17 protein-coding genes are annotated in these 16933 nt (G+C 48.6%); 12 read left to right on the plus strand and 5 right to left on the minus strand.

All coding sequences use genetic code 11. From position 1 onward, the window contains the following. Nucleotides 1-15: 15 nt before the first annotated feature. The gene (locus ACMVP2_RS02500; RefSeq protein WP_416866580.1) at nt 16-942 is read right to left on the minus strand and encodes an RraA family protein; all 927 of its coding nucleotides are present in this window, start codon (nt 940-942) and stop codon (nt 16-18) included. Between the two features lie 271 nt (nt 943-1213). On the opposite strand from ACMVP2_RS02500, the gene ACMVP2_RS02505 reads away from it, so the two are divergent. Beyond that, nucleotides 1214-1687: a nuclear transport factor 2 family protein gene (locus tag ACMVP2_RS02505; protein ID WP_416866581.1), complete on the plus strand. Its 474-nt coding sequence runs from the start codon at nt 1214-1216 to the stop codon at nt 1685-1687. Between the two features lie 6 nt (nt 1688-1693). On the opposite strand, the gene ACMVP2_RS02510 is transcribed toward ACMVP2_RS02505, so the two are convergent. Further along, complete coding sequence (locus ACMVP2_RS02510) at nt 1694-2701, minus strand: S41 family peptidase (RefSeq protein ID WP_416866582.1); 1008 nt, start codon at nt 2699-2701, stop codon at nt 1694-1696. Continuing rightward, nucleotides 2698-3486: a hypothetical protein gene (locus tag ACMVP2_RS02515; protein ID WP_416866583.1), complete on the minus strand. Its 789-nt coding sequence runs from the start codon at nt 3484-3486 to the stop codon at nt 2698-2700. The genes ACMVP2_RS02510 and ACMVP2_RS02515 overlap by 4 nt, the downstream gene beginning before the upstream one ends. Before the next feature lie 303 nt (nt 3487-3789). Here ACMVP2_RS02515 and ACMVP2_RS02520 point away from each other — a divergent pair, with 303 nt between their 5' ends. From ACMVP2_RS02520 to ACMVP2_RS02540, 5 genes are all read left to right on the plus strand, one after another. Beyond that, entirely contained in the window at nt 3790-5223 is a 1434-nt protein-coding gene (locus tag ACMVP2_RS02520) for a M20 family peptidase (RefSeq protein WP_416866584.1), read from the plus strand. Next, nucleotides 5216-5917, plus strand: coding sequence for an NAD-dependent deacylase (locus ACMVP2_RS02525; protein ID WP_339786277.1), 702 nt, complete (start codon nt 5216-5218; stop codon nt 5915-5917). The genes ACMVP2_RS02520 and ACMVP2_RS02525 overlap by 8 nt, the downstream gene beginning before the upstream one ends. Before the next feature lie 53 nt (nt 5918-5970). Further along, nucleotides 5971-6615, plus strand: a complete 645-nt coding sequence (locus ACMVP2_RS02530; RefSeq protein ID WP_416866585.1) for a DsbA family protein — start codon at nt 5971-5973, stop codon at nt 6613-6615. 106 nt (nt 6616-6721) lie between these two features. After that, nucleotides 6722-7378: a Gfo/Idh/MocA family oxidoreductase gene (locus tag ACMVP2_RS02535; protein WP_416866586.1), complete on the plus strand. Its 657-nt coding sequence runs from the start codon at nt 6722-6724 to the stop codon at nt 7376-7378. Next, nucleotides 7360-7782 (plus strand): Gfo/Idh/MocA family oxidoreductase, encoded by a 423-nt coding sequence (locus tag ACMVP2_RS02540; protein ID WP_416866587.1) that lies wholly within the window; start codon nt 7360-7362, stop codon nt 7780-7782. The genes ACMVP2_RS02535 and ACMVP2_RS02540 overlap by 19 nt, the downstream gene beginning before the upstream one ends. Before the next feature lie 169 nt (nt 7783-7951). Here the strand turns inward: ACMVP2_RS02540 and ACMVP2_RS02545 are convergent, their stop codons facing one another. Next, nucleotides 7952-9358: an MATE family efflux transporter gene (locus tag ACMVP2_RS02545; RefSeq protein WP_416866588.1), complete on the minus strand. Its 1407-nt coding sequence runs from the start codon at nt 9356-9358 to the stop codon at nt 7952-7954. 557 nt (nt 9359-9915) lie between these two features. Between ACMVP2_RS02545 and ACMVP2_RS02550 the strand changes: the two genes are divergently transcribed. After that, the gene (locus ACMVP2_RS02550; protein ID WP_416866589.1) at nt 9916-11412 is read left to right on the plus strand and encodes an SLC13 family permease; all 1497 of its coding nucleotides are present in this window, start codon (nt 9916-9918) and stop codon (nt 11410-11412) included. A 115-nt stretch (nt 11413-11527) separates the two neighbouring features. Here the strand turns inward: ACMVP2_RS02550 and ACMVP2_RS02555 are convergent, their stop codons facing one another. Next, nucleotides 11528-11962, minus strand: coding sequence for a YHS domain-containing (seleno)protein (locus tag ACMVP2_RS02555; protein ID WP_416866590.1), 435 nt, complete (start codon nt 11960-11962; stop codon nt 11528-11530). 82 nt (nt 11963-12044) lie between these two features. Here ACMVP2_RS02555 and ACMVP2_RS02560 point away from each other — a divergent pair, with 82 nt between their 5' ends. The 5 genes from ACMVP2_RS02560 to ACMVP2_RS02580 all read left to right on the plus strand — a co-directional run bounded on the left by ACMVP2_RS02560 (nt 12045) and on the right by ACMVP2_RS02580 (nt 16437). Beyond that, a complete protein-coding gene (locus ACMVP2_RS02560) occupies nt 12045-13052 on the plus strand; it encodes a sugar phosphate isomerase/epimerase family protein (RefSeq protein ID WP_416866591.1) in 1008 nt (335 codons plus the stop codon). Between the two features lie 190 nt (nt 13053-13242). Continuing rightward, nucleotides 13243-14238 carry a sugar phosphate isomerase/epimerase family protein gene (locus ACMVP2_RS02565; RefSeq protein ID WP_416866592.1) on the plus strand — a complete coding sequence of 332 codons (996 nt, stop codon included), beginning with the start codon at nt 13243-13245 and terminating at the stop codon, nt 14236-14238. 326 nt (nt 14239-14564) lie between these two features. Further along, nucleotides 14565-15050 carry a YdeI/OmpD-associated family protein gene (locus tag ACMVP2_RS02570; RefSeq protein ID WP_339786256.1) on the plus strand — a complete coding sequence of 162 codons (486 nt, stop codon included), beginning with the start codon at nt 14565-14567 and terminating at the stop codon, nt 15048-15050. Between the two features lie 8 nt (nt 15051-15058). Continuing rightward, complete coding sequence (locus tag ACMVP2_RS02575; protein ID WP_339786253.1) at nt 15059-15646, plus strand: Crp/Fnr family transcriptional regulator; 588 nt, start codon at nt 15059-15061, stop codon at nt 15644-15646. A 50-nt stretch (nt 15647-15696) separates the two neighbouring features. Then, nucleotides 15697-16437, plus strand: a complete 741-nt coding sequence (locus ACMVP2_RS02580) for an SDR family oxidoreductase (RefSeq protein WP_339786251.1) — start codon at nt 15697-15699, stop codon at nt 16435-16437. The last annotated feature ends 496 nt before the right edge of the window (nt 16438-16933 follow it).

The raw sequence follows: 16933 nt of genomic DNA on the forward strand, positions 1-16933 counted from the left end.
AAGTTAAAATTATTGTTACCACGTTCTGTCCTTCATGTAGGCATCAAGCTCTGCCCTTGACATGGGAATTTTATCAGGGTTCGCATCAAGCCATTTTAGAAAGTCATTCTTGATTTCATCGGTCCATCTTTGGTCAATCTGCCCTGGTGTAAACTTGCCCTCTCTCAGCCTCTGATGGCCAAACTGGTCTCTCAGCGCTATGAATTCAGCATTAATAAGTAAATCGGCAAGAAGATGCGCCGGAATGAAGATAACGCCACCTTTTTTGGCCAAAACAGCGTCTCCAGGCAACACAGTAGCTCTTCCTATTCGAATCGGAACGTTGATGCCGCCGAGCATCATGCCCTGGATATAGGAAGGATCATATCCCTTCACCCACATATTAAAACCGTCAATTTTTGACAATCCCTCTTCGTCACGTACGGAACCATAAAAAATGACTCCGTTTTTCGATTTGGCATAAATGGAATTACCTAAGTTGTCGCCGATGAGTGTGCCATCAACGATTTTTCCATAGCTGTCGGCCACGTAAATGTCACCTGGCTTCAGCATGTCGATAGGCCAGGAATTAAAATTGCCAATACGATTCTCGGCCTTTCCTTTTGCCATAATCATCTCATGGTAATCGGATCGGGCAGGCATGTACTGCACAGTGAGCGCACGTCCGGTCATAGGCTTTTCATTGTCCATGATCATCCAATCACCTTCAAACTGATTGTGGTATCCCTTGTTTCGAAGAATCCCCCAGGCCTCTTCAATAGAAATGTTTTTAAGCCGCTCAAGCTGATCATCGGAGACTTTGGGCCTGCCGTCGGGCAGTCTTTCGCCCTTCCATTCGGAGGTCATGGCGATAATCTGGTCTTTGGTGAGAGTAACTTGCTGAGCGTAAATGCAGCCGCCAAAAAGTAACAAGGCAGCTATTAGATAGCGATATTTGTTCATTGATGAAGTGTGTTTAAGTAGTGACTAAAAACCCAACGGGTCAATGATTGAAGATAATGAATATCTGCAATTACCACGAGTCATTATTCCTGAGTGGTCAATAATGAATGATTTACCACCCTATTTTGGGATATGCCAGGCAACTTTCACATTATATTACCGATCGGAACACAGAGATTTGATAAATTGATCCTCGTTCGGATAACCGGAAACGGAACTGCCGTTTCTTCCCGTAATCTGATCAATCCTAAAACCTGGTTCTCCTTTAACTATGGCCAACAACGAAGAAATGATTAACAGCTTCTACGAAGCATTTGCCAGCCACGATGCCGAGGCAATGGCTGCTCTTTATCATGATGACATTGAGTTTTCAGACCCGGTTTTCGGTACATTGAAAGGAGAGCAAGCCAAAAACATGTGGCGGATGCTGATAGAAAGAGGGAAGCAGAGCCTCTCGATTAGATATTCCAGCGTGCAGGCCAGCGATACAAATGGAGCCGCCAACTGGACAGCCGACTATCTTTTCAGCACCACAGGCCGGATGGTTCACAATGAGATATCAGCGAGCTTTGAGTTCAAAGACGGAAAAATCATCAAACACACCGACTATTTCAACTTCTGGAAATGGAGCAGGCAAGCATTGGGTACCACGGGGCTATTATTGGGGTGGACTCCGTTTCTCAAGAAAAAGGTAAGCGAGCAAGCCAAAAAGGGGCTGGAAAAGTACTCAAAAAGCAGAGCGTAGACCCGACTACTGGCTGTCAAGCACCCTCAGCGCTTCTAGCAGCGCATAATCCGTATCGTCAAGCGAATTTTGTGGCACAGTAGTCACCAGTATGTCCGGCACCAACCCAATGCCTTCATAGGTATTATTGTCCGGGTCGGCAGCAATCCAACTTGATAACCTAAATACCCAGCCGTTGGGGAGTTCTCTCAAAATAGGGTTTCCTGAACCTCCACCAGTCGTATCTCCAACGATCGTTACCTGAGGGAAAAGACGCATAGCCAATACAAACTCCTCAGAAGCACTAAAAGTCTTTTTGTCGGTCAAAACGACAACTGGCTTTTTAAATTGAGAACGCCCCTCAGGCGACACGGTTCGTTCATCCCAGTCGGTAAAGTCGCCGTGCCCCGGGCCGTTTTTATATTTTACTTTCAGATACAGTCTCTCTTTGTCAGCAAATCTGCTGGCGATGGTCTGGCTTTTTGTGGTACTCCCACCACCGTTAGAACGTACGTCGACAATAAGCCCGTCTTCTTTTTTTAATGCCTCAAGTATATCGTCTATTTTCTCGTAGTCTTCAATGTCCCCCCCGAAGGTTTTGATATGAATATAGCCTACATTTTGCCGAAGAACCTCAGCATACTCAATGGAGTTGCCGGCCCGTTTCACATTAAATAAATATGACTTAGCATTTTGGGCACCTACAGGCCGCTCACCATCGGCAAAATCGTAAGTTGACACTCCATAAGGGCTGATCACATTCACGTGACCATCTTTCAGCTCGAGCGACAGCTTGGCCAAAACCTGAAAAAACTGACCATCGTTTACCGCCAGCTCTGCCAAAGGACGATATACGTGATACAGTGAGTCCCAGTCTATGTTTTTTAGCTCAAAGAAGGAATAATTACGGTCAAATTCAGACCAGAATACCTCAAAATTACTCACATAGGTATCCTCCGGTTCGTCTTCGAAAAAAGCACGTTCGCACCCAAAAAGGATCACCCCCGCCAAAATAAACGATATAGTTTTTTTCATTTTTGTGAAGCCCAGGAGATTGAAACACATAACTCATGATTAGCCATTTGAAACGGATAATTTCGTTCGTAGCGAAGGTATCTCCATTTGTAGGCCGTTGACAAAGTTACTTTGTCAGTAAGAGGTGTGGAATAGCCCACTTTAGAATAAAAATCTACAAAATCATTCGCAAACACCATCCCCTTCGGAACGTCTCGAAACTTCTGAAAGCCCCTGATCGGATGGTAATCTCTGGAGATGAGATAAGCCATTGGGCCCCAGGCAATGCTCCACTCAAGCCTCCTGCCTTTTTTATGAGTATTTCTTAATTTGACAATTAATTCAGGCGAAGAAAAAAACTCTCCCGTGAACGGATCCTGCCCTCCGATCGTGCTGTTAAAAGCATAGGTTCGGGACGAAGCCTGATTCACCAAGTTGATGCCGCCATGCACAGACAACCGACCGCCTGCCTTCGATCTGGATAAATTAGTTAGGTACTGCACATCCATGTTAGACACGAAAGTCTTTAGTTTGAGCCTTGAGTTATCAGCTGCCAACCTCGACATGGCCACCGCTGCCTCGAGGCGCCACTCGCCAAACCCTTTTTCCTTCTCCCACGTGACGCCAACGGGCACAGCACCGCCTGAAAAGTTTCTAAACGACTCAAGCTCGTCTCTTATAAGAAACGACCGGAAGCCAGTAGAAACGCCCAGCCTGGCAGGCATCGAAGGGGATGAGCCCTGCGCATACATGGATCCGAAGGGCAAAAAACATAGTAGCAGGACGGCAAGGATTTGTTTAATCATTCAACCGACAAATAAACGACATTAGTCACAACACCTTTTCATTAAAAAATTCGGCAAGCAACATTTTGCGTCTAAAATTTTAAAAAAAGCCCGTAACAGGCGCCTAAATTTTCAACTTTATCAAAATGGCACTACTGAAACCATTCAATTCTGCGAGACACTTATTCTCAGCTGCCAAATATAATTTTGGTCACCCTGGAAACGCATTCTAAACTTGCCTAAGTTTCTGCAATTCCATAACCATCATTTATATTGAAGGCCAAATTGACATCATTAGTTTATCAATCCAAACCAATCGTAACCGTGAAAAAATTATTACTCGTCATTGGAGCCGCCGCTTTGCTCCTGGTGCTTGTTGTGCTTATCAAAACCGTGACCTTCACCTCCGAAACATTTGAGGTGGCATCTGTCACACCAGTTGAAGTACCAGATGCTGCGTTAGAGCGCTTTCAAAAAGCTATTCAATATAAAACCATCTCTTTTGGCTATCCTGCCACTCCTGACTCAGCAGAGTTTTACGGTTTTCATAATTTTCTCGCAGAGGCCTTCCCTTTGATCGACAGTTTACTCGAAAAGAAGGTGATAGCCGGGTACAGCCTCCTCTACAAATGGCAGGGCACGGATGCCTCTGCCAAGCCTGTCATTCTCATGTCGCACATGGATGTGGTGCCTGTTGACGAAGGCACACTAGCCAATTGGGAGGCACCTCCATTTTCAGGCGAAATAAAGAATGGTTTCATCTACGGCCGTGGTACCATGGACGACAAGGTGGGCGTAATGAGCATCCTGGAGGCAGCGGAAATGACGCTGAAAGATGGTCTTCAGCCCAAGCGAACCATCTACCTGGCATTTGGTCATGATGAAGAAGTAGGTGGCGAACAAGGTGCTGGTGCCATTGGAAAGTACATGGAAGAGCAGGGGATCAAGGCAGAATTTGTGGTAGACGAGGGCGGATATGTTTCGGACGGAATGGTGCCTGGCATAAGCAAGCCACTGGCTGTAATCAATGTGGCTGAAAAGGGCTTCATCTCCTACGAGCTGACCATCACCACACCAGGGGGACATTCTTCCATGCCTCCAAAAAACAACACGATAGGCTCTCTGGCTGCGGCCATAGTGAAGCTGGAAGCCAACCAGTTTCCCTACAAAATGACACCTACCCTGCAGGAGCAAATCAATATCGTTGGGCCAGAGATGCCTTTCATGCAAAGAATGGCCTTCGCCAACACCTGGTTGCTGGGAGGCAAAATTCTGGAAGGGCTTAATGCCCACACCACCACCGCACCAACGATCATCAAAGGCGGAGTAAAAGACAATGTGATTCCTACCAGCGCTACTGCGGTGGTCAACTTCCGGGTGATGCCGGGAGAAACAGCTCAGGAAGTATTGGAGCATATCATTAATGTGATAGCCGACGACCGCATCACCGTAAAGCCGGTAAGCAGCATCAATGAGCCATCTAAAGTAGCTGACCATAACTCGGCCTCATACCAGTTAATTTCCAAAACTGTGAAGCAGCTAATGCCCGGCACTATTGTTACGCCCGGCCTGCTCGGCGGAGGCACCGACACCAAGCACTACCGGAATGTGTCAGAAAACCAGTATCGCTTCTTTCCAATCCGCCTCTCTCCCGACAACGCTACAGGGTTTCATGGCATCAACGAGCACCTGGCGGTGGACAACTATAAAGAGGTGGTACAGTTTTTTCATCAGTTGATTAAGAATATGAATGAGTAAAAAAAAGAAAATCGTCGTCCTTACCGGAGCGGGTATCAGCGCAGAAAGCGGCCTCAAAACCTTCAGAGATGCCGGTGGGCTTTGGGAAGGCTTCGATGTGATGGAGGTGGCATCTATTGATGGGTGGCGCCGTAACCGTGAACTGGTGCTCGACTTCTACAATATGCGAAGGAAGCAGGCACTGGAAGCCAAACCGAACCCCGGCCATTTTGCGTTGGCCGACCTTGAAAAAGATTTTGAAGTCGTTATTGTTACGCAAAATGTGGACAAACTGCACGAAATGGCCGGCTCCACCAATATCATTCACCTGCACGGCCAACTGTTTCAATCAAGGAGCTCGCTGGACGAAAACCTCATCTATGAAATGGATGGATGGGAGCTCAAGCTGGGCGACAAATGCGAAAGAGGTTCCCAGCTGAGGCCGAATATCGTTTGGTTTGGTGAGATGGTGCCATTGATAGAGGATGCTGCCAGAGAAGTGATGTCAGCGGATATATTCATGGTGGTGGGCACCTCGCTGGCCGTATATCCTGCCGCCAGCCTGCTGCACTACACTTCCGACCATGCACCAAAGTTTGTCATTGACCCAAGTCTGCCCAATCTGCCTAAACTCCCCCATTTCTACCTTTACGAGGAGCTGGCCAGCACTGGCGTGGCTAAAGCCGCTGAAAAAATCAGAGCAGAGTTTTTATAGTAGCTGAACCATTTACCCTAGCTATTTGATTATATGTACAGACATTTAAACAAATGAAGAAAGAGACTATCATTTATATATTCGATCCTTTATGTGGCTGGTGCTATGGCTTTAGCGGGACTATCGTTGACCTGTTCAATAAAAGGAAAGATGAGTTCAATTTCGAAGTGATTGCCGGGGGCATGGTCACCGGTACCCGAATTGCTCCCTTTTCTACTATGCACGGCTATATTTCAGGGGCATACAAAAGAGTAGAAGAAATGACTGGAGCGAAGTTTGGAGAGCCCTATCTGAATGATCTGCTTCCCTCCGACACGCAGATGAACTCCGAGCCCCCTTCAAGGGCGTTGGTCACTTTCCGCAGCTTCTTACCAGATCAGGTGGTGCCCTTTGCTCATGCGCTACAAAAGAAGCAGTACCTGGAAGGCCGTGATTTCGCAGACAATACGGTTTACGAAGAGCTGGCTGCTCAATTTGGACTAGACCCAAAAGCCTTTATCGAAAAATTTGAGTCGGAAGAAATGAAATACCAGACAACACAGGATTTCCAGTGGAGCAATAGCGCCGGTGTGAAGGGTTTTCCGACAGTAGTGTTGAAAAACGACCAGGGCTATTACCTGGTATCGAATGGCTTCCGTCCGCTGGATGAAGTGGAGAAAGTGATTGAAACGATACAAGGCATGGCGAATGAGGCTTAATGCAAAGAGCTTTCGCCCCTGGCCTGTCCCCTGACAGACCAGTATAAGCTACCTTTATAGCCGCCCCATCATTGCCCTGCCACTTTTTCTTTCCTACCTTCGGGCCATGGCAAACAATCCCCTTAATGTAGGTCTGATCGGCTTCGGAATAGCCGGTCAGGTATTTCATGCACCCATCATCGTCAGTGTTCCAGGGCTCCACCTCCATAAGATCCGGGAGTCGAGACCAGCCAATATTGCACTGGCTAATCAGCGATTTCCACAAGCCACGGTAGTCACAGATGTCGACGACCTTTTTAAAGACCAGGCCATCGACCTGATTGTTGTCGCCACATCCAACACCTCCCATTTTGAGCTGACGAAAAGAGCGCTGGAAGCTGGTAAGCATGTGCTGGTTGAAAAGCCCTTTACCATTACCTCTGCTGACGCCGATGAGCTGATTGCTATAGCGAAAAAACATAATCGTGTTCTCACGGTTCACCACAACCGCCGCTTCGACGGCGACTTCAATACGATCAGAAAAGTGATTAAAGAAGGAATGCTGGGTACAGTGGTGGAGATGGAAATCCACTACGATCGGTTCCGCAATTACCTGAAGCCCAATGCCTGGAGGGAGGAAGATTTGCCTGGCTCCGGCATTTTGTACGACCTGGGCTCGCACCTGATCGACCAGGCACTTACCTTATTCGGAATACCCAAAGAAGTGTCAGCGTTTACTGCCCAGCAAAGAGCCGCTCCAAAACGGTGGATAATTTTGAAGTAATCCTGCATTACCCTGCGCTAAAGGTAACGCTAAAAGCAGGCATGCTGGTGCGGGAGCAAGGCTATCGGTTCGTGATCTACGGCGACCAGGGCACCTTCGTGAAAAGTGGCATCGACGTGCAGGAAGAAGCGCTGAAGGCTGGGAAAATCCCTGCAGAAACCCCCAACTGGGGAGTGGAACCAGAAGAGATCTGGGGCAAGATCAACACCAACTATAAAGGCATGCACATGATAGCCAAAATAGAATCAGAGGTGGGCGACTACCCGGGGCTGTACGCTAATGTGCGGGATGCCATCAATGGGACCGGCAGACTTGAAGTCACAGCCGGGCAGTCCAGAGATGTGATCCGCATCATCGAGCTGGCCATGCAAAGCGCCGCCGAGAAAAAGACTGTGATGGTGTAACTGAGTTTTTGGCTGTGTCTCACAGCCTACCCGAAAGTAGACTAAAAGAAATGGCCAGCGTTTCCACTGGCCATTTTTATTAGAAGCTCGTCAATTATCTGTAAGGGTACCCAGCTTTAGCTAGTTTAAACATCGTTTTTGCTCGTGTCTTCACGTGCATTGCCAGAGGCTACACCTGCACCGTCTTCCATCTGCCTCTTTTGAAAATGATCACCCCAATGATCGCAAGCAGCGAGTGAGCCACTGCAATGGCCCAGAAGACTCCTGAAGGCCCCCATTCCATCGTCACCGCCAGCCAGTAAGCAAACGGAATCTGGAAAACCCAGAAAACAAAAATATTGATCACAGAAGGCGTTCTTGTATCACCAGCGCCGTTGAACGCCTGGATTAACACCATGCCGTAGGCAAAGAATACATACCCCAGGCAAATGATTTGAAGGCTCTGCTTTCCAAAACTAACTACCGCTTCATCTGGTGTAAATACAGTAATCACCTGTTCTGCAAATACGAGGAAAACAGCTCCCACAATTCCGAGAAAGATCACATTGATCAGCGCCGTTCGCCAGACGGATGTTTCTGCCCTGTCAGGTTTCAAAGCACCCAGGTTTTGCCCCACAAGCGTGCCTGCCGCATTGGCCAATCCCCACGACGGCATGAGTGTAAATATCAGCACCCGGAATGAAATCGTGTAACCAGCCAGGGCCGACTCGCCAAACAGCGACATCACCCTCATCAGAAATATCCAGCTGGCTGACTCAATCAGGAACTGGCCTACCCCTCCAATGGAAACCTTGACCATATTTTTCAAGATATCCCATTTAATAACCAGAGACCTGACCGTTATTTTGATTCTGGAGTTACCCCTGAAAAGGTGATACACCTGAAACACAACGCCGATAGACCTGCCTGTGGTGGTGGCAATGGCGGCTCCTTCCACGCCCATGGCAGGTATTGGCCCAAGTCCAAAAATAAACAGAGGGTCCAAAACACAGTTGATAGCATTGGCCAGAAAAAGTGCCCACATAGCAATGCTTGCGTCACCGGCACCACGGAAAATGGCATTGATCAGAAAGATCAGCATCAGTGACACATTCCCGAGAAAAATCCACCGGGTATAGCCATATCCCTCGGCAATCAGCTCGGGGCTGCCACCCATTATCTGAAGAATCTCCCTGGCATAAAAAGCGCCAGCCAGACCGATAACAAGAGCAAACGTAAGTCCGAGAATTACAGCCTGCACTGCCGCCACAGAAGCTGCCTGAGGGTTTTTCTCCCCAATACGCCGAGCTACGGTAGCAGTAGCCGCCATACTCAGGCCAACGGCCACCGAATAAACGATCATCATCACCGATTCGGTGAGACCCACGGTGGCTACTGCGTTGACGCTTACTTTGCTTACAAAGAATACGTCGACTACGGCAAAGATTGACTCCATGCTCATTTCAATGATCATGGGAATCGACAACAGAAAGATGGCTTTGTTAAGATTACCTTCGGTAAAGTCCTGTTCGCCTCCTTTTAAGGCTTCCAGAAAATAGCGCAAATATTTGCGTATAGAATAGTATAGTGATGTCATTACTTGTCAAGAATTGAAAAAAAGAAATGTGAAAAAGGAAAAATAGTGACCGAAAGAGGTCTGTCCCAGGTGCTGTTTAAGCCTTTGTGGGGTCAATATCCCTGAGACGGGTGGTCACAATGTCCTTGACGAGTTTCATAATGGGTACAATGTTAGGGAGTTTTTTTGAAAGGTGAAAAAGAAAGTTGATAAAAGTGGGGAGCGAAGGAGTGGGAAGGCGGGAGACGGAAGACCGAAGCGGGCGTCGGTACGGCAGCAGGCAGGTTGCGGTGGGGCCGTCAGACGTCAAGATTAGATTCACCACAGTCTCCTTCGAGCAAAAGATTTATGTTCAGCTAAGCTAACCTAATGAATCCAGACTTGCTCTTCGCATAAGATATCTCCACTTCGCTGCGATATAGCTGGTGTCGAGTCTTTACTGCTATCAGGCATATGGCCAGTAGCCACACAAAAACCAGGTCGCTTCCCACATCATCTCCCGACTCCGGTCTCCGGTCTTCTTCCTCCCGTCTCACCTCCCCTTTCCTTTCTCCCCTCCCCTTCCTATCTTTTCACGCATGAACATTGACCTGAAGGGCCTGCTGGCCTCCAAGCGTTTATTTATCATCCTGGGGCCGAGCCTTTTCATTTTGCTGCTGCTCATTGGCGGGCCAGTTGACATGGAGCCAAAAGCCTGGACGATTGTGGCCTGCACCGTATGGATTGCTCTCTGGTGGCTCACCGAAGCCGTGCCCATCGCTATTACCTCCCTCCTACCTATTTTGCTCTTCTCAGCTACGGGCGCCATGCCAGTGTCCTCAGTAACGGGCTACTACTCCAACAATATCATTTACCTGTTTATCGCTGGCTTCATCATTGCCCTGGCCATGGAAAAGTGGAACCTTCACCGTCGCATTGCCCTCAATATCATCAAGCGCACCGGCACCAACCAAAAACAGATTCTTCTGGGCTTCATCCTGGCCACGGGCTTTCTGTCCATGTGGATTTCCAACACCGCCACCACCATGATGATGCTCCCGATTGCGCTGAGCATCATTGATCAGCTCACCAAACTGCTCAATAATCCCAGCGATGCCACTTCCTCTCATTTCGGCAAAGCACTCGTTATTTCCATCGCCTATGCCGCCTCCATCGGGGGTATTGCCACCATTGTCGGCACACCTACCAACCTTATTTTTGTGGAAGCAGCCGATCAGTTTTACGGTGCAGAAATCCCCTTCGATCTGTGGTTTTTCTATGCGTTGCCGCTTACGATAATTTTGGGTGCTTTTCTCTGGTGGGACCTAAGCCACCGGGCGTTTAAACTGAGCAGCATCAAAGTAAAAGGCTCTAAGGAGATCATCGATGGTGAGCTACGGGAACTTGGCGCTATGGGCTACGAGGAGCGCTGGGTGATGGTAATTTTCTCTTTTGTGGCTATAGCCTGGATTTTCAGGACTTACCTGATCGCTCCCATCTTTCCCGGAATCAACGATACCAGCATTGCCCTGATTGGTGCCACCGTTTTGTTTTTGGTACCCGGCCGGGAGAAAAAAGGTGAAATGATCATGGACTGGCAAACAGCCAAGCGCCTCCCCTGGGAGGTGATCCTGCTATTCGGCGGTGCCTTTTCGGTGGCTGGCAGCTTCCAGGAAACCGGCCTTACGGCCTGGATCGGCGGGCGACTCACACTATTAGAAAACGTGCACCCATTGCTGATGCTCCTCATCGTGGTGGCTCTGGTCAACTACCTGACCGAGTTGACACAAAACATGGCCACCTGCACACTGATGCTGCCCATTCTCGCAGGGCTGGCCCAGGCCATTGGCGTGCATCCTTACGGCCTCATGGTACCCATGACCATTGCTTCGTCCTGTGCTTTCATGCTTCCGGTGGCCACCGCACCCAATGCCATTGTTTTTGGCTCTGGCACCCTGCAAATGAAGGACATGGTGAGGGCAGGCGTTTGGCTCAATATTTTCGCTACGGTGCTCATCAGCGTTTACACCTACTATGTGCTGCCCGCCATTTGGGGTTTTGATTTTAATGTTTTTCCGGAGGCATTTGTGAAATAACCTTTGAGGCTTTGTGGGCGGTTACTGGCGAGTGAAGACACTCACCAGGGCTTGGTTGTCGTGGCAGGTGTCTTCACCGTCACCCGATCGCTACGGCGAGTGTCTTCACCGTCGTCTAATATCTGTCCTTCAACCGTTCCCAATTTTCTGCGGCTACAGCAATATACTTTTGCGGATCGGCTCTCCACATTTGCTGCACCCGCTTATTGTAATTGAGATAAAGCCTCTCCTCAAAAATTGTCCAGCAGCACGGGTCGGCGTGGATCTTATAACCATTGTGCACTCCGTAAGCGCAAAAGCCACCAAATTGAGGCATGAATTTTTCCGGGTCGCTGGCAAAGTTTTCTTTGTTGGCAGCACTGCTGAAATACCATTTTGCTCCTTTCCACGAATAGCTAATTTGTTTGTTGCCCACGATGCTTTTTTGCTCTGAAAAATACGCCACAGGGTCGTAGCCATTGATTGCTCCTCTTTTGTTGTGAAATACCTCTCCCCTCTTTCGGCGCAAGGCGGAAAGTAAAAGCTCCAATCGAAGTGAAAGTGATGGCAAAAGCAGTACTGTTGTTTTAACGGACAGTGATTTTAATACAAAAAACCCGAAATTGGCCTAACGCAAACCCACTTCTTCTGAAATGAGCCAAAATAAGCACTTTGCAACATCCCGACGCTCCTTCCTTCAAAAAGCAGGACTTACCGGATTGGCACTTCCACTAGCTGGCCATCAATTCCTGCAAGCCAACCCAGCATCTACTACTACTCCACAACCATCGAGCGTCGGATTCTCCCCCTCCCCTTACAGCATTGGGCAGCACAAAATCGCTGTTTTTTCCAAAGCATTGCAATGGACAGAGCTGAACCAAATGGCCGACATGGTGGCAGAAGCTGGTATCGACGGACTGGATCTGACGGTAAGGCCGGGCGGACATGTGGAGCCGGAGCGGGTAAAAGACGACCTCCCCAAGATAGCCGAAGCCATGAAAAAGGTGGGCAAGGAAATAGTGATGATGACAACGGCCATTGGGGGAGCCGATGAGCCCTTCACCAGCGACATTCTCACAACAGCAGGCCAGCTGGGCATCGGCTTTTACCGGATGGACTGGTACAAATATGACCAGCAGAAGAACATTGACGACAACCTAAAGGCATTTGCAAAGCGAATGACGGGTTTAGCCAAACTGAACAAAGCCAACAACATCAAAGCTGGCTACCAAAACCACGCTGGCACGGGGTTCGGCTCGCCGGTTTGGGACCTGGTGCAGGTACTCCGCCAGGTCGATTCTCCCTGGGTAGGCAGCCAGTACGACATCCGGCATGCCGTGGTAGAAGGTGCCAACTCGTGGCCATTGGGTTTTGACCAGTTGCAACCTTTTATTAATACCATAGTGATGAAGGACTTTTACTGGGCCAACAATAACGGAAAGTGGCAGGTGGTCAATGTGCCATTAGGGGAAGGCATGGTTGACTTCAGTGCCTATGCTAACAAAGTAAAAACGCTTGCTGCGAACATGCCTGTTACGCTGCACCAGGAGTACGACCTGGGAGGTGCGGAACACGGCCACCGAAAAGCCAATATTACCGAAGCTCAAATGCTAGCGGCTATGAAGAAGGATATGACGTTTATAAAGAATAGCCTGTCGTAAGCAGATCAGACTACAAAAGTTTAGACATCAGGCCTCGCTATGAAATCGAGCCGAAGCAGCTGACCGCAGCAAAGCCTGAGTGATTAAGAAAACTTTTGTAGTCTCATTCGTTTGAAGAAAAATTACTTTCTTGAACCGACGTCGTGCCACCAGCAATACTGTAGGCACGACCTCTTTAACCTTTTGAATCATGACAAAAATGGACAATACATCTCGTCGCTCATTCCTGCAAAAAGCAGGTCTTGCAAGCCTGGCCCTTCCTTTGGGTGGCTATCAGCTTTTGAATGCCACTCCCCTCCCAGGCAAGCAGCCCCTGCGGAAATTGAGTCTGGAGGGGTCAACTAACGCCATAGGAAAGCATAAAATAGGGATTTTCTCCAAAGCCCTCCAATGGACGGAGATCAATCAAATGGCTGATATGGTGGCCGAAGCTGGCTTTGATGGGATTGACCTTACGGTTCGCCCGGGAGGACATGTGGAGCCGGAACGAGCAAAAGACGACTTGCCGAAGTATGCCGAAGCGATGAAAAAGGTGGGGAAGGAAATCGTAATGATCACGACGGCAATAGAAAGTGCTGATGAGCCCCATGCGACCGACATCCTTCAGACGGCCAGCATGCTGGGCATTAGGTATTACCGAATGGGTTGGTACAAATACGACGCCCAAAAGAGCGTGGCGGACAACTTGAGTTTCTACGCCAATAAAATGAAACCGCTGGCTGCACTTAACAAGGCCAATAATATTTGGGGCGGGTATCAAAACATTGCCGGTGCCAATGTTGGATCGCCAATTTGGGATATCACTCAAATTCTGAAGCAGTTGAATTCCCCCTGGCTTGGAAGTCAGTACGACATCCGCCACGCTTTTGTGGAAGGCGCCAATTCATGGACACTTGGCTTTGAGCAACTAATACCCTACATCAAAACAACCGTGTTGAAGGATTTTTATTGGGGGAAGTCGAACGGCAAGTGGGAGATTGTGAATGTGCCAATGGGAGAAGGCATGGTCGACTTTAAGACCTATTTTGACAAAATGAAAGTGCTTGCACCAGACATGCCCATTTCTGTGCATCAGGAATACGACCTGGGAGGGGCTGAGCTTGGCCAGGTGAAGGCCAATATCACCGAGGCACAGATGGTGATAGTAATGAAGAAGGAGATGGCCTTTGTGAAAGACAATTTATAGCCTACTTTATGAAACTACGCTTTCGCATTTAATCTATGGGCACCGATACACTCCCCAAACCAACGTCATGTCGACCTGACGAAGGAGGGAGACATCCCCCTGATGATGGCATTGGGCTGTTAAAAGGCACCACTAGGCCACAAGCAGCTCTTCCGGGGGACTTCTCACTCCGATCCGATAACATATCGGAGCTGCGTTTCAAATTAACGTTGTTTGGCTGAGCTAATGCTGCGTGCCAGTCTTCCTCTTTTGAAGAAAAATTACTTTCCAGAACAGACGTCGTGCCACCAGCGCTGCTGCGGGCACCACATCTTTAACATCGACTCATGACAAAACCACAAAAATTCACTTTCGAAGCCGTTATCCAAAAGCATGGAGACATAGATGCAGCCTATGTTGAATTTCCATACAGCACCGAAGAGGTATTTGGCAAAAAAGGCCAGGTAAAAATTGTGGCGGTATTTGACGGCAGAGTGACCTACCGGGGGAGCCTTGCCAATATGGGCCTTGGCTTCCACATGCTGGGCCTTACCAAAGCCGTACGCAACGACCTGGGTAAATCCTTCGGCGAGAAGGTCTCGGTGGAGCTACAGGAAGACACAGCTCCCAGGGTGGTGGAAGTACCAGCCGACGCAGCCCGGCTGCTGACAGACAACCCTAAAGCCGCCGCCTTCTACGAAAAGCTCTCCTACACCGACAAGAAAGAGTATATACGCTGGATTGAATCTGCCAAACGGGAAGAGACTAGACAAAACAGGTTGGTGAGTTTTATTGAGAAGCTATCGGTAGGGAAGAAGTTGGTGGATAAGTGAGAAAGTGTATGCTCCCGAAAGACGTCTTATATAAAGTAATTTCCAGGATAGCACCCGTTCCAGAAGAGGAGCTCGACAAGCTTTTCGCTTTATGCCATAGCGTGGAGCTAAAGAAGGGAAGTTTATTTGTCGCAGCTGGCGACATCCCCACTAAATTCGGCATTGTAGTATCTGGGTTGTTTCGCTACTACTACCTTCAAGAGGCGGGCAATGAGTTTACCAAGGGGTTCTTTTCTGAAGGCAGCTTTCTAAGCTCTTACAGTGCGACAATAGCTGGCACCCCTTCCCATTTCAGCATCGAAGCACTTGAAGATGCTGAGGTGCTTGTTTTTGACTATGGCAAATGGGAGGCACTTCGAACCGGACACCCAGGCTGGAACCAGTTTCTGATCACCGTGCTGGAGGAAGCCTTTACGAAGAAGGAAACCCGAGAAAGAGAGTTTTTGCTTTTTGATGCTGAAGAACGATACCGGTTGTTCCTGAAAAGATACCCCGGGCTGGAAAAGAGAGTCAGGCAGCACGTTATCGCTTCCTATCTCGGCATTACCAATGTGGCGCTAAGCAGGGTAAGAAGAAAAATGGGCGTGTTAACATAGGTTAATGCATGTGCCGCCGTGTTCCATTTGCTTTGTTAAAAAAAGTAAAGATGGAACTGATCAACAATACAGTGCTGATTACGGGTGGTAGCTCTGGAATAGGACTTGAGCTAGCGCTGCAGCTAGTTAGAAAAGGCAACAAAGTGCTTATTTGCGGAAGGTCTGCCGACCGGCTGGAAAAAGCAAAAAACCTTGAACCAGCACTCAACATATTTGCCTGCGACATATCGACCATCGAAGGACGCACTTCGCTGGTCAATTGGGTAAAGCAAAATCACTCCGACTGTAATGTCCTCGTCAACAATGCCGCTATTGTTCATAACACCAGCTTTTACGAAGATGAAAGTATGGTTGAAAAAGCAGCACTGGAAATTAGCACTAACCTGCTTGCGCCTATCGCTTTGAGCAAAATGTTCTTGCTGATCATCGAACAGCATTCCAGATCGACCATCATCAATATCACCACCGGTTTGGCCTTTACCCCACGGGTGAACTACCCCATATACAACGCCACCAAGGCAGGCCTCCACTCCTTTTCTCAGGTATTGAGAGAGCAGCTAAAGCGTAACGACATCGGTGTGGCAGAAGTGATGATGACGGTAGTAGATACTCCCTGGCACAATGGCCATCCACCCAAAATAGCCATTTCCCCGACAGAAGCGGTGACTGAAATGATAAAGAAACTCGAAAAGGGGCAGAAAGAAATCAAAATTGGCAAGGTAAAGCTGCTGTATCTGCTGTCGAGGTTGGCCCCGGCATTTGCATTTAGGAAGATCAATGGGTTGAAGTAATTTGACTTTAGCTTTCCTCCCCGTCAAGCCTGCCGCCAAGTGCCACATGCATACCGCATGGACAAACGAAGCTATTGATGACTAAAAAAAAAGACGGCTCGAAATTTTCCGTTGCAGCAAATAAACAACCTCCTCGTCCCCACCTCATAACTCCGCTCTCGGAACTCTGCACCTCTCCGTCGCATCTTTTTACTCCGAATTCGGTGTTCGGAGGTGCGGCGTCGCAGATAAAAGGTTCGAACTAGCATCTTTTTGCTCGGCGTTCGAGGTTATTTACCCCCTCATCGCATCTTTTTGCTCCTCGTTCTCATCTTTTTGCTCCGCCGCCGCACCTTTTTGCTCCGGTGTCGGTGCCCGGAGCTCCGGCGTCGATTCTTTTTACTCCGATCGCCCATATCGGAAGTGGGGGTACCCACCTCTGAAGTGGGTAGGGGTACTTCGGAGGTGGGTACATTAGCCTTGCCATTTTTGAAACTTTCTGTCACGGGACAGACCA

This window comes from Imperialibacter sp. (assembly GCF_048007035.1).
Lineage (GTDB): Bacteria > Bacteroidota > Bacteroidia > Cytophagales > Cyclobacteriaceae > Imperialibacter.